At 64.9% G+C, this 12,666-nt stretch carries 12 protein-coding genes; 1 reads left to right on the top strand and 11 read right to left on the bottom strand.

The features are described 5' to 3' along the window. Positions 1–4 precede the first annotated feature (4 nt). Positions 5–1,810, bottom strand: a complete 1,806-nt coding sequence (gene lepA, locus ACTQZK_RS01450; RefSeq protein ID WP_216528535.1) for a translation elongation factor 4 — start codon at positions 1,808–1,810, stop codon at positions 5–7. Positions 1,811–2,474: 664 nt separating this feature from the next. On the opposite strand from lepA, the gene rpsT reads away from it, so the two are divergent. Beyond that, positions 2,475–2,978: a 30S ribosomal protein S20 gene (gene rpsT, locus ACTQZK_RS01445; protein ID WP_114565709.1), complete on the top strand. Its 504-nt coding sequence runs from the start codon at positions 2,475–2,477 to the stop codon at positions 2,976–2,978. Positions 2,979–3,205: 227 nt separating this feature from the next. Here rpsT and holA read toward each other — a convergent pair whose 3' ends face one another. The 10 genes from holA to ACTQZK_RS01395 all read right to left on the bottom strand — a co-directional run bounded on the left by holA (position 3,206) and on the right by ACTQZK_RS01395 (position 12,657). Then, positions 3,206–4,180 carry a DNA polymerase III subunit delta gene (gene holA / locus ACTQZK_RS01440; RefSeq protein ID WP_225749226.1) on the bottom strand — a complete coding sequence of 325 codons (975 nt, stop codon included), beginning with the start codon at positions 4,178–4,180 and terminating at the stop codon, positions 3,206–3,208. A 9-nt stretch (positions 4,181–4,189) separates the two neighbouring features. Next, positions 4,190–6,541, bottom strand: coding sequence for a DNA internalization-related competence protein ComEC/Rec2 (locus ACTQZK_RS01435; RefSeq protein WP_441898114.1), 2,352 nt, complete (start codon positions 6,539–6,541; stop codon positions 4,190–4,192). An 89-nt stretch (positions 6,542–6,630) separates the two neighbouring features. Beyond that, entirely contained in the window at positions 6,631–7,287 is a 657-nt protein-coding gene (locus ACTQZK_RS01430; protein WP_225749228.1) for a ComEA family DNA-binding protein, read from the bottom strand. Positions 7,288–7,510: 223 nt separating this feature from the next. Next, the gene (gene thiI, locus ACTQZK_RS01425) at positions 7,511–8,731 is read right to left on the bottom strand and encodes a tRNA uracil 4-sulfurtransferase ThiI (protein ID WP_114565712.1); all 1,221 of its coding nucleotides are present in this window, start codon (positions 8,729–8,731) and stop codon (positions 7,511–7,513) included. A gap of 92 nt (positions 8,732–8,823) precedes the next feature. Then, positions 8,824–9,084, bottom strand: a complete 261-nt coding sequence (locus tag ACTQZK_RS01420; protein WP_114565713.1) for a DNA-directed RNA polymerase subunit omega — start codon at positions 9,082–9,084, stop codon at positions 8,824–8,826. Positions 9,085–9,091: 7 nt separating this feature from the next. Beyond that, positions 9,092–9,664, bottom strand: coding sequence for a guanylate kinase (gene gmk / locus ACTQZK_RS01415; protein WP_114565714.1), 573 nt, complete (start codon positions 9,662–9,664; stop codon positions 9,092–9,094). Between the two features lie 6 nt (positions 9,665–9,670). Next, positions 9,671–9,979, bottom strand: a complete 309-nt coding sequence (gene mihF, locus ACTQZK_RS01410) for an integration host factor, actinobacterial type (RefSeq protein WP_114565715.1) — start codon at positions 9,977–9,979, stop codon at positions 9,671–9,673. Between the two features lie 208 nt (positions 9,980–10,187). Then, complete coding sequence (gene pyrF, locus ACTQZK_RS01405; protein WP_225749229.1) at positions 10,188–10,913, bottom strand: orotidine-5'-phosphate decarboxylase; 726 nt, start codon at positions 10,911–10,913, stop codon at positions 10,188–10,190. After that, positions 10,907–11,857 (bottom strand): dihydroorotate dehydrogenase, encoded by a 951-nt coding sequence (locus tag ACTQZK_RS01400; RefSeq protein ID WP_114565717.1) that lies wholly within the window; start codon positions 11,855–11,857, stop codon positions 10,907–10,909. Before ACTQZK_RS01400 ends, pyrF begins: the two co-directional genes overlap by 7 nt. Further along, positions 11,857–12,657, bottom strand: coding sequence for a dihydroorotate dehydrogenase electron transfer subunit (locus ACTQZK_RS01395; protein ID WP_216528540.1), 801 nt, complete (start codon positions 12,655–12,657; stop codon positions 11,857–11,859). Before ACTQZK_RS01395 ends, ACTQZK_RS01400 begins: the two co-directional genes overlap by 1 nt. Between the last annotated feature and the right edge of the window lie 9 nt (positions 12,658–12,666).

Raw genomic sequence — 12,666 nt, 5'->3', positions numbered from 1 at the left:
TCGATCACTCGTCCACTTTGAGGATCGCCATGAACGCTTCTTGCGGCACCTCCACGTTTCCGATGTTCTTCATGCGCTTCTTGCCGGCTTTCTGCTTCTCGAGCAGCTTGCGCTTGCGGCTGATGTCGCCGCCGTAGCACTTCGCCAGCACGTCCTTGCGCTTCGCCTTTACGGTCTCGCGCGCCAGAACCCGCCCGCCGATAGCGGCTTGGATGGGCACCTCGAACATCTGGCGAGGAATGATGCTCTTGAGCTTTTCGGTCAGGATGCGCCCGCGATCGTACGCCTTGTCCTTGTGCACGATGAACGACAGCGCGTCCACGGGCTTGCCCGACAGCAGGATGTCGAGCTTCACCAGCTTGGAGGGCTTGTATCCGTCCATCTCGTAATCGAGCGACGCGTAGCCCTTCGTGTTGGACTTGAGCTTGTCGAAGTAGTCCATGATGAGCTCGGACAGCGGGATCTCCCACAGCATCTCCACCGTGGTGGTGGACAAATAGTTCATCGTGATGAAGGTGCCGCGCCGCGCCACGGTCAAGTCCATGACCGCGCCCACGTAATCGGGCGGGATGAGGATCTTCGCCTTGAGGTAGGGCTCCTCCACGCGCTCGATCTCGCCGGCGTCGGGCATCTCCTGCGGCGAATGCAGGCTTACCATCTCGCCGCCTTGCTTGTACACGTGGTATTCCACGGAAGGCGCCGTGGCCAGCAGGTCCAGCCCGAACTCGCGCTCGAGGCGCTCCTTGATGACCTCCATGTGCAGCAGGCCCAAAAAGCCCACGCGGAAGCCGAAGCCCAGCGCATGCGACTTCTCGGGCTCCCAGATAAGGGCCGGATCGTTGAGCGAGAGCTTTTCGAGCGCCTCTTTGAGCGGTTCGTACTGATCGCCGTCGATGGGGTACAGGCCGGTGAACACCATGGGCTTGACCTCACGGTATCCGGGAAGCGGGTCGCTCACGCCGCCATGGGCCTGCGTGATGGTATCGCCCACCTTCACCTGCGAGACGTCCTTGAGCCCCGTCACCAGGTACCCGACCTCGCCCACGCCGAGCGCCGGAAGCGCCGTCTCGGCGGGTCGGCGCGCGCCGACCTCTTCCACCAGCGCTTCGGCGCCGGTGGCCAGCATGCGAATGCGGTCGCCCTTCTTCATCTGCCCGTCCACCACGCGCACGAGCGCCACCACGCCGCGATACGCATCGAAGTACGAGTCGAAGATGAGCGCGCGCAGCGGCGCGTCGGCCACGCCGACGGGCGCAGGCACGTTGTACACCACGGCCTCCAGAAGATCGTGCACGCCCACGCCGGTCTTGCCCGAGGCCAGCACCGCGTCGTCGGCGGGGATGGCCAGGCCGTCCTCGATCTCCTCGCGCACGCGATCCGGCTCGGCAGCCGGAAGGTCGATCTTGTTGATCAGCGGGATGATCTCCAGGTCGGCGTTCATGGCCATCATCGCGTTGGCCACCGTCTGCGCCTCGACGCCCTGCGTGGCGTCGACCACCAGGACGGCTCCTTCGCACGCAGCCAGAGAACGGCTCACCTCGTAGGTGAAGTCGACATGGCCCGGCGTGTCGATCAGGTTGAACTGGTAGGTCTGGCCGTCGTCGGCCGTGTAGTCCACGCGCACAGCCTGGCTTTTGATGGTGATGCCGCGCTCGCGCTCGATGTCCATGCTGTCGAGCAGCTGCTCTTGCATATCGCGCTTCGACACGGTGCCGGTCAGTTCCAGCACGCGATCGGACAGCGTCGATTTGCCGTGGTCGATGTGCGCGATGATGGAGAAGTTTCGTATGAAGTGAGGGTCGGTGGTCATGTCCTGTCTTTCAAAACGTAAAGCCCGCGCGCGGGCGCTTGAGAAACGAAAGCCTATTCTACCTTATTCGCCCCGGGTGGAAAGGGCGCGCCCACTACAGTTCCACGACAGCGGCGTGCGGGCTCGACGAGCCGACGTGCGCCAGCTGCGCGCGAACGGAGCCGCCTCGTTCGCGTCGATCGCCCGATGCGCCCGGGCGCGCAGCCCGCAAGCGTTGCCGCAAAGACGGCAACCGCGAGCGCGTCGAAGCGGGATTTCGCGAAGGATACGGGCGGGCCTCCCCTCGGCTCTTTCACTCTTTCTCGGCGAATGGATGGTTTCGTGTGCGGTTTCGACAAATTCTCGTGCAATCTCGGCCAACCTTTGCTATTCTATCGCATTGTGTATCCAGCGATACGTACGCGCGATGGGCGTTTCCATCGCCGAATCAGCAGACGTGGCTGCGCTTTACGATTCGTAGATGCTGGGTGACCGATAGGTCGATGGAGCAGAGAAATCCCGCCTGTTCCCCATGCATCGAGCGCTTTCTTTGAAAGCTGGGTCCTCATGGATCGCATGCGTGGCTATCGGACGCCTGGGCAACGAGCGCGTGACGCCGGAAGCACGGGAAGCCCGAAGGCTTCGCAGAAGTTTACGTTCGTGATCCATTGGAGGAAACACACACATGGCGAACATCAAGAGCCAGAAGAAGCGCATCATCACCAACGAGAAGGCCCGCATGCGCAATCGCGCCGTCAAAAGCGAGCTGAAGACCGCTATCCGTCGCGTCAAGGAAGCCGTTGCCGCCGAGAACGGCGCCGAGGCTTTCGCCGCCGCTATGGCCGCCTGCCGTCTGCTCGACAAGGCTGCCTCGAAGGGCGTTATCCACAAGAACCAGGCTGCCAACCGCAAGAGCGGCGTCATGCTGCTCATCAAGGACCTCGTGACCGACGCCGATCGCGCCGCGTACGTGAAGCCCGCCAAGAAGGCGCAGAAGACCGGCTCCAAGAAGGCCGAGCGCAAGGCTGCCCGTCTCGCAGAGATGAAGGCCGCGTCCGAGGAAAAGGCGAAGCGCCGCGAGAAGCACATGGCTGAAGTGAAGAAGGCCGAAGAGCGCAAGGCGAAGGAAGCTGCCGAAGCCGCCAAGGCCGAGGCTGAGGCCGAGAGCGCCGAGGAAGCCGCTGAATAGCGACCACCCTATCGGAGATCGCCCCGCGATCCTTCCGCATATCAAGAGAGAACAGGCCCCGGTTTCGGGGCCTGTTCGCATTCTCGCGCCGGTTTTCGACCACGGCTCGAAGCTCCCGCTGCCCCTGCATGCGAAAGCGCCGCCGCAACTCGCGCCTCCGTGCAGAGACATGAGCTGCGGCGGCGCTTGACGCGCGCGAGAAACGCGGTGCAGGGATGTTCGCTGCGCTAGCGCGCAACCACGCCGAGCACCCATTCGAGGAAGGCGACATCCGGATCGGCGCCGCTTTTCATGGCGCGCTCGGCGTCGCGCGCGGCGACGAGGGCCGCGCGCAGCTGCGCGGAGGTGAACCCGCGCGCCCAGGTCGCATGGTTCTTCACGCGCCAATCGGGCATCTTGAGCGCCGCAGCCACACCACGCGGATTGCCGCGATCGGCCAGCGCGCGAGCGCAGACGAGCTCGCGCAGGCGCGTCGTGCACATGGCCAGCAGCGCATGCGGAGACACCGAGTCCATGCGCCCCAGGTACAGCAGGCATTTGCGCGCATCGCGCGCCGCGAAGGCGTCGACGAATTCCCACGGCTTGACCTCGGCGGTGCGACTGACCATGGCGACGATCTCATGCTCGTTCACGGCATCGGTTCCGCGATGCGCAAGCGCGATCTTCTTGAGCTCGCTGTCGAGGCGCACCGTGTCCTCGCCCACCAGATCCACCAGCTTCACAGCGGCGCCTTCGGTAAGCGTGACGCCGTGGCCCACCGCCATGGCGCGAACGGCCTTGGGAAGCTCGAAGCGCTTGAGCGGAGCGCAGTCGATCACGGCCGTCTTTCCGTGTTTGGCGACGGCCTTGTACAGACGCGTGTTCTTCGCCAGCTTTTCGGCGATCAGGGCGAGCACGGTGGTTTCCGCCGGTGAATCGAGGTAGGCTACCAGCCCCTCGGAATCGGCTTTCTTCAGCTTGTCGGCGGCGCGCACCTCGACAAGGCGCACGGGGCTTGCGAACGGCACGGTGTTGCATGCCGAGACGATGTCGGCGCCGGTTGCCGTTTCGCCGCTGAATTCGTCGGAATTGAACGACAGGTCCCCCAAAGCGGAAAGGCGAGCGCGAAGGCGCTTCATCACCGTGTCTCGCTTCAGGGCGTCCTCGCCGCATATCAGGTAGACGGGGAGCAAGGGTGCGTTTTGTTTCTTCTGAGCAGTCATGGCTTCATTCTACCGCAGCGTCTCCACGACGATTCTATCGGGTTCCAATTTGCATGAAACATCCCCCGACTCATCGGTTCGCAGTACGCGCGACCCCGCGCTTTCCAAGATCTCGAGGGTCTTGGCGGCCGGATGCCCATACCGATTTCCCGCCCCTACGCTCACCAGGGATATCTTCGGGGACAACGCAAAGGCAACCTGCTCGTCCAAAGCGTTCTTCGATCCGTGGTGGCCCACTTTGTAGATGTCGACCCCCTCCGCCGCTCCTGTGTCCAGCAGCTCTTTCACCTGATCGCGCTCGGCATCGCCTACCAGCAAGGCGGTCCAGTCCGTCGAACCGTCGCCGTCCACGTCCGCAAGCGCTTTGAGGCACAGGCTGTCCGCGTTCCCGCCTTCGTCCTCGAAGCGCCGCGGCCAGACGACCTGCAAATCGATCGACCCTACGCGAACGCTATCGCCCAGCGCGAGGCCGCAGACGCCGTCCTCCCCCGCCACGGCGACGGCGTCTTCCCGCAGGCTTCGACACGCATCGCACGGGCAGGCGAGCGCGTCTTGCGCAACGAAGACGCGCTCCGTACGGATCATGCCCGCCAGGGAGGAAAGCGACCCCTTGTGATCGTCGTCCCCATGGGTCACCACGACGGCGTCGAGGCGCGAGAGCCCCTGCCGCGCAAGCGCCTCGAACAGCCTTGCATCCTGATTGCCGGTATCGACGAGCACGGCGGATCCGCGGCTCCGCACGACGATCGCATCGCCCTGCCCGACGTCGAGCATGACGATGCTATCGCCGCCTGCGGGCGGCGCAACCAGAAAGCACGCCGCCGCGAATGCGACGCACGCCGCACCGCCCAGCACGATGCGCCGAGTCGGCCGCGGCCACGCGATCCAAAGCGCCGCCGCCAGCGCGATCGATACCGCCAGCGCGGCAAGAACCGAAACGGAGGCGGGAACGCTTGCGTACGGAATGCGCGCCAGCGCTTCGACGGCCGCGGTGAGGACGTACGACCCGGCGCAGGCGACGTCGAGCAGAGCGGAGGCAACCCCGGGAGCCATCGTCGCAGTTCCCACGCACAGCAGCCCGAGAGCGCACGCGGGCGCGAACAAAGGAGCGGTGACCACGTTGGCCAAAGGAGCCACCAGCGAGAACTGCGAGAACAGCGCGGTCGAAAGCGGCGTTGCCAGCACAGCGGACGCGAAGGTGAGCGAGAGCGCTTCGCAGGCAAAACGGGGGACCCGGGGCGCCGCATGGGCGATCCAAGCCGAGAACAGGCTGGCGAACAGCACGATGCCCAACGTCGAGAGCGCCGAGAGCGCAAACGAGACGGACAGGGCGACACGCGGATCAAGGCTCGCGAATCCCACGATGCAGACCGCCAGAGCGCTCAGCGCCGCAGGACGGCGCCCGACCGCGAACGAAGCCATGCCCGCGAACGCCATGACAGCGGCTCGAACGGCCGATGACGGCGCGGCCGTCAAAACGAGGTAACTCAAGAGGAGCGCCGCCTGGACGACTCCCGTCACCGCGCGGGGAACCCTCAGCGCGCGCAGCGTCGCGCAGCAGAACGCGGAAACGATGGAAAGATGCGCACCCGACACCGCCACCACGTGGGCCAAGCCCGCAACCTTGAACGCCTGGTACGTCGATTCGGGCAGGTGCCCCCTCCATCCGCAGACAAGCGCGGCAAGAACCCCGCTCTCGCTGCCGCCGCGGTCAGTCAGAAGCCCGATAGCGCGCGACCGCAGATCGACCAACACCCCCATCGGCCCGCCGCGATCCACCCGCTCCAAGCCGAAGACGCGCGCCGACGCCACCGCGCCGTTGCGCCAGCAGTACGCCGCCGAAGAATCGGAAGGAGCTGAGAACGAAGCCTGCGCCTCGAACGCCTGGCCGTACTGCAGAACCCCTTCGCCTTGGGGAAGCTGCACGCGCACGAGAAACGACTCGCCGCCTTCAACGGTCGCACGCGCAAGGCACGTCGAACCGAACATGCCCGCGGACCCGTCAGCCACGGCTTGAAAAGACGCGCGGGTCGAAAGGCCCTGGACGCGCTCTTCGAAGCCGTGCTGCACCGCAGCGTGCCAACCGCCGCAGCACACCCCCAGGGCGCACCCTAAGACGACGACCCCCGCCAGCGCGCCTCGACGCCGCCACACGAGCGCCAAGCACGCAAGCGAGACGACCAGCCCGACGGCTCCGATAGCCGCGCACGCCGAAGCCGACAAGAGGCGAGCGGCTTCGACCACGGCCGCGCACGTCGCCCAAAGCCCCAACGCGCACCCGAACACGGGCGGCAGCGAGGGGCGAACGGGAATGCGGCCGGCATCCGCGCGCAACCCGTCGGCGTATTCGGCTTCGGGCACGAAAGCCGCCCGCGCCCGCCTGGGCGGTTTCGGCACAAGCTGCACGGAAGCCCTGGTCGCAGCCCTGCGCATTGCGCGCGCGAACGCGCCTAGCCCACGCATATCGAATCGGCGAGGGCGGCGTACTTCTTGTCGCCGATGCCCGATACGCGCTTCAAATCCTCTATCGCGGCGAACGGCCCGTTAGCCTGCCTGTCCGCAACGATCTTCTCGGCAGTCGACATTCCTATGCCGGGGAGAGCATCCAGTTCCGCAGCGGATGCCGCGTTGATGTTCACCTTTCCCCCGCCGGGCGCTGCCGCCCCGCCGGGCGGGGCGGCAGCGGCAGCCTCCTCCACCTCGGACAACGTCGGAACCACCACGTGCTCGCCGTCCGTCAGAACGCGCGCCAGGTTCAACGCATCCGTCGCGGCCTGCTCCCCGAACCCTCCCGCAGCCTCTATCGCATCCTGCACGCGAGCGGATTCCGCAAGCTCGTACACGCCGGGCGCAAGGACCGAACCGCCTACATGGACCACGATGGTCCGCGCTTGCTCCTGAGGCCGGTCAGGCGAAGCCCCCTCGACGTCAGCCTCCCCCGCCTTCTCGACTACAAGGGAGTCCGAAGAAAAAACGGACAGGAAGCTTGCCCCGGCCGCCACGAGCACAACCACCGCTAAAGCAGTTACGCCGACGAGCACGGGAAGACGCACGCCGCTCAGGTGCGCCTTGGCCCGCAACGACTCCGCCTGTTCGGTAAACGACATCCCGACCTCCGATCCTCTCGAAGACCAAGCATAGCAACGCAACCTAGCGAAAACATGAGAGGAATCCAGCAGAAAAGCCGCTGAAAACCAAACGGTTCCAGCGGCTTTTCCGCTTCGATCCAATGCGGATCCCCACCGGATGCGACGCAGGTTCAGCATGCATCCAGCCACAATCTAGCAGCTTTCCAGCGCGCATCTAAACGCGCTGGTCAAAAGCGTGCGGTTACTTCTGAGGGCGCTTCTTCTTGCGCTTGAACGCCGGGCAGGCGTAGTCGCGCACTTCGGCGGCGTCGGCGATCTCGGCCACCCATTCGTCCACGGGAAGCGCGCTTTCCGCCTCTTCCACCACCGCAAGCTTCGCATGCGTCTCGGGACTGCGCGGCATGAACAGCGTGCAGCAATCGGGCGCGTCCTGCGCCGAGATCTCGAACGTGCCCAGGCGCTCGGCCTCGGCGATGATCTCGAGCTTGTCGGTGCCGATCAAGGGGCGGAACACCGGAAGGCTCACGGCAGCGTCGGTGCAGCGGATGTTGTCGAGGGTCTGCGAAGCAACCTGACCCAGGCTCTCGCCCGTGACGAGCGCGCCCGCCCCTTCGCGATGCGCCAGCTCCTCGGCCACCTTGAACATGAGCCGTCGGTACATGATGACGCGCAGCTCGGGCGGGACGGTGAGCGCGATCTCGCGCTGGTAGTCGCCGAACGGCACCGTGTACACGCGCGCGATGCAGCCCGTGCGCTCGAGCACGCGCGCGATGTCGTCCACCAGGTACTCGCTCGCATCCGAGGTCTGCGGACGACCGGAGAAGTGGACGCCGATGCACACCGCGCCCCGTCGCGCGAGCTTCCACGTAGCCACCGGCGAGTCGATGCCCGACGACAGCAGGCACGCCACGACGCCCGAGCTTCCCACCGGCAGCCCGCCGATGCCCGGAAGCGAGCGCGCGTACACGTACGCGGCGTTCTGCACGACCTCGACGCCTACCGTGAGATCGGGGTTCTTCATACGAACGCTCTTCTCGGGAAACGCCTGGCACAACGCCGCGCCCACGATCTGGTTCATCTCCATCGAGTTGGTCGGAAAGTCGGTGTGGTTGCGTCGAGCGGCCACCTTGAACGACTCGAAGTCGCCGGCTTCGAGCATAGCCGCACGCGCGACCTCGGCCATGACGTCCAAATCGCGCGGGCACTTGAATCCGCAGGAGACGCGCGCCACGCCCGGCACCTTGCCCATGACGTCCGCAACGGCCTTCGCCGTTTCCCAATCCGTGCCTTCGCGCAAGAACACGCACAGGCGTCCCGCTATGCGATGGACGGTCACCACGGGAAAATCGCTCAGCAGGGCTTCGAGGTTCTTGAGCAACCGCATTTCGAACGTCGAGCGATTATGGCCCTTCAGGCCGATCTCATGGTAGTGGGCAAGGCAAATGCGCTGGTAATCAATCATGGAATGCTCCGTCGTGCCAAGGGCGAATGGTCGTAACGCACGAATAGGCGGGCCCATGCCCGCCTATTCGGTCAACCAGTACGTGTTTCGTACTAGTGGTTCTTGATGTCGATGGACGAAGGATCGTACGAAACTTCGCCGCGCGCAATCTCGTTGAAGGCAAGAGACAGCGGCTTCTTGTCGGCAGCGCGCGCGATTTCCACGGCGGTCTGCAGCTGAATAGCGCGATCGCGCTGGCCGCGCATCATGTCGTTGATGTCGTGCGCGCGCTTGGAGGCAAGGGCGCACAGCAGGAAGCGGTCGTTGTCGGTTTCGTCCAACAGAACGTCGATCTTCGGTTCGATAATGCTCATATCGTATTTAACCTCGTGTTTTCTCGGCTTGTTCGTTCACGTAGCCAACCAAGGCGGCGGTGGCTACGTCCAAATCATCGTTCACAAGCCGTATATCATACTCCATTTTACGAGAAAGCTCCACCCGTGCGGTTTCCATACGGGCAGCAACGGCCTCTTCGGTCTCTGTACCGCGCCCTCGAAGGCGCTTCTCAAGCTCTTCGAGCGAAGGCGGCTCGATGAACACCAGATGCGCCGCAGGGAACTTCTCGCGCACCTGGAAACCGCCTTGCACGTCGATTTCCAGGATAACCTGGTCTCCTCGAGCGATATGCTCCTCAACGCTCGCACGCGGGGTGCCGTAGCGGTTCCCCCCGTACGTAGCCCATTCCAGCAGGCCGTCTTCGTTCACGAGCCGTTGGAATTCCTCACCGGATGCGAACTGGTAATGAACGCCGTCCACCTCGCCCTCGCGCGGCAAGCGCGTCGTGACCGAGACGGACACCCAAGCATCCGGAACCTCATGCAACAGACGGGCCACCAGCGTGCCTTTTCCAGCACCCGATGGCCCCGATATAACGAACAGATTGCCAGCGCGCATGCGAATTTAGCCCAAGCGCTCCAGCAAGGCGGTCTGCTGACGCTCGCCCAAACCGCGCAGACGGCGGCTCTCGGCGATCTGCAGCTCCTTCATGATCTTCTCGGCCTTGGCCTTGCCGTAGCCGGGAAGCGTCTCGATGAGCGTGGAGACCTTCATACGACCCACGATGGGATCATCCTTCATCTCGATAACCTGCTTAAGGCTGAGTTTGCCGGACTTCAGATCATCGCGAACCTCGGCGCGCTTGATGCGGGCCGCCTTCGCCTTCTCCAAAGCCGCCTGGCGCTCTTCAGGGCTGAGTTGAGGAATAGCCATCAGTTTCTCTCCTTCTGTTCCAAAAGCGATGCCGTGATACTAGCATGCAATCGCTCGTTTGACCTTGTAGATTGCTATAAATTCAAAAAATTTCAGGTCGCAGTCACACATTCTAGACTCAAATCGCGCAACCGTAGTTCTTTCGTCGCTCAATCGTCACTTTCGCTGACCATCTGGGAAAACGTTGGAACAGCATCCGTTTCGGCTTTTACAGCTCCGCCACGATGGCGTCGAACGCGGCAGCAGGGTCCGCCGCCTGCGTGATGGGCCTGCCGACGACGATATGGGAAGCGCCGTTCTCGAAGGCCTGGGCAGGCGTTGCCACGCGGCTCTGATCGCCTTTGTCGGCGCCCGCCGGACGCACGCCCGGCGTGACGATGTAGGCGTCGGGTCCCAAGATGTCGCGCAGGCGCGCAGCTTCCTGCGGGGAGGCGACCACGCCGGAGATGCCGGAGCGCTTGGCTTGCTCGGCCAGCACCACCACCTGGTCGGACATGGCGCGCGAAACGCCGGTTTCCGCAAGAGCAGCGTCGTTCATGCTGGTAAGCACCGTGATGCCCAAGGTCGCGGGAACCTCGTGGCCGTACTCCGCTGCCGCGCGCTCGGCGCCGCGCTGGGCGGCGGCCATCATGTCCACGCCGCCGACGGTGTGCATGGTCAGCATGTCCGCGCCGCTGCCAGCAGCCGCGTACGCCGCGCCTTCAACCTGATGGGGAATGTCGTGGAACTTGAGGTCGAGAAACACCTTGAAGCCGCGCTCTTTCAGCGCGTAAACGATGGCGGGGCCGTTCGCGTAGAACAGCGTCATGCCTACCTTCACCCATGTCGCTTTGCCTTGCAGCTGATCGGCAAGGTCGAACGCCTCGTCGATGCCGCAGTCGAGGGCCACGATCACGCGATCGCGCGCCGGCACGCTCTCGAACGTATTTACCATTCCAACGCTCCTATCAAATCCTGCACGTCGTCCACGCCGTGCTGCTCGCAATACTGCGCTATTCCATCGATGATTTCAACCGTCGCGAAAGGATTCACGAAGTTAGCGGTGCCCACGGCTACGGAGGTGGCTCCCGCCAGCATGAACTCCACCGCGTCGGTGGCGTTCGAGATGCCGCCCATGCCGAGAAGCGGAACCTTCACGGCTTTCGAGCACTCCCACACCATGCGCAGCGCCACGGGCTTCACGGCGGGGCCGGAGAACCCGCCCACGCCGCGCGCGAGCACGGGACGTCGGCGCTCGACGTCGATGGCCATGCCCAGAAGCGTATTGATGAGCGAGATGGCATCGGCTCCCGCAGCCTCGGCTGCGCGCGCGATCTCCGTGACGTCGGTGACGTTCGGGGTCAGCTTCACGATGAGCGGGCGCTTCGTGGCGGCGCGGCAGCGACCGACCACGTCCTCGACGCTCGCAGCGCACGTGCCGATGGTCATGCCGCCGGCATCCACGTTCGGGCACGAGATGTTCACTTCGTAAGCGTCCACGGGCGCGTCCTCGAGCGCCTCGATCACCTGCACGTACTCGTCGAAGCTATGGCCCGACACGTTCACGATGGTCGTGGCGCCGCGCTCGTGCAGCCACGGCAGCTCCTCGGCCTTGAGGTGCGCCACGCCGGGATTCTGCAAACCGATGGAGTTGAGCATGCCGGAAGGCGTTTCCGCGATACGCGGGCTGGCGTTTCCTTCCCAGCCATGCAGCGACACGCCCTTCGTGGTGACCGCGCCCAAGCTTGCCACGTCCACGAAGTCGTTGTACTCCATCCCTGCGGCGAACGTGCCCGACGCCACCGTCACGGGGTTCTTCATGTCCAGGCCGCCCAGGTTCACGGCCATGCTCACGTTCGTAGGAGCGGGCACGAGGGGCAGCGCGTTCTCGATAGCCATTACCACACCACCTTCGCAGCGTCGAATACGGGACCGTCCACGCAGGCGCGCAGCTTGCCGTCCACCGTGTCCACCACGCACGACAGGCAGGCGCCCACGCCGCAGGCCATGCGCTTCTCCATCGAGAGCTCGCAGGGCACGCCCGCGTCGGCGGCCATGCCGGCCACGATCTTCATCAGGGGCTCGGGGCCGCATACGGCCAGGTAGTCGTACGGCTCACCCGAAGCCGAAGCCTCGGCCAGCGCTTCGGACACGAGCGAGGTGCAGAAACCCTCGCGACCGAAGCTGCCGTCGTCGGTCGCGCAGCGCGGCGGCTCGGCCAGCAGCGCCTCGTAGCGCCCGCGGCACGTGAGCGCCGCCTCGGTCTGCGCACCCAGCACCACGTCCGTGCGCACGCCGGCCTCGACCAGGCTCTCGCACAGCATGAACAAAGGCGCCGCGCCCACGCCGCCGCCCACCAAAAGCGCGCGCTTCGCGCCGGCGGCCGGCTGCCAGGAGCGGCCGACGGGCCCGATGAGCTCGGCGTCCGCGCATTCGCCCGGCACGAGGCGCGTCATGTGGTCGCTGCCGAAGCCGACCACCTGGTACAGCACGTCGAGCGTGCCTTCGGCTGCGTCGCGCGCGTACACCGAGAACGGTCGGCGCAGGATGTGCGCCTCCATGCCCGGAACCTTCATGTGAACGAACTGCCCCGGCTCGATGGCCGCTGCGATTGCAGGCGACGAAAGCTGCATAAGATAGAGGTTCGGGCCGACGCATTCGTTCCCCAGAATGCGCGCCCGCTCGTTGACAAGCGCCACGTTGGTCCT

This window comes from Paraeggerthella sp. LCP19S3_G8, assembly GCF_052119225.1.
Classification (GTDB): Bacteria; Actinomycetota; Coriobacteriia; order Coriobacteriales; family Eggerthellaceae; genus Paraeggerthella; species Paraeggerthella hominis.
This window is presented reverse-complemented; position numbering and strand designations above follow the sequence as displayed.

Excerpts from the sequence above, each read along its gene's own strand:
- lepA (WP_216528535.1), bottom strand. The coding sequence starts at position 1,810 with ATGACCACCGACCCTCACTTCATACGAAACTTCTCCATCATCGCGCAC.
- rpsT (WP_114565709.1), top strand. The coding sequence starts at position 2,475 with ATGGCGAACATCAAGAGCCAGAAGAAGCGCATCATCACCAACGAGAAG.
- holA (WP_225749226.1), bottom strand. The coding sequence starts at position 4,180 with ATGACTGCTCAGAAGAAACAAAACGCACCCTTGCTCCCCGTCTACCTG.
- ACTQZK_RS01430 (WP_225749228.1), bottom strand. The coding sequence starts at position 7,287 with ATGTCGTTTACCGAACAGGCGGAGTCGTTGCGGGCCAAGGCGCACCTG.
- thiI (WP_114565712.1), bottom strand. The coding sequence starts at position 8,731 with ATGATTGATTACCAGCGCATTTGCCTTGCCCACTACCATGAGATCGGC.
- ACTQZK_RS01420 (WP_114565713.1), bottom strand. The coding sequence starts at position 9,084 with ATGAGCATTATCGAACCGAAGATCGACGTTCTGTTGGACGAAACCGAC.
- gmk (WP_114565714.1), bottom strand. The coding sequence starts at position 9,664 with ATGCGCGCTGGCAATCTGTTCGTTATATCGGGGCCATCGGGTGCTGGA.
- mihF (WP_114565715.1), bottom strand. The coding sequence starts at position 9,979 with ATGGCTATTCCTCAACTCAGCCCTGAAGAGCGCCAGGCGGCTTTGGAG.
- pyrF (WP_225749229.1), bottom strand. The coding sequence starts at position 10,913 with ATGGTAAATACGTTCGAGAGCGTGCCGGCGCGCGATCGCGTGATCGTG.
- ACTQZK_RS01400 (WP_114565717.1), bottom strand. The coding sequence starts at position 11,857 with ATGGCTATCGAGAACGCGCTGCCCCTCGTGCCCGCTCCTACGAACGTG.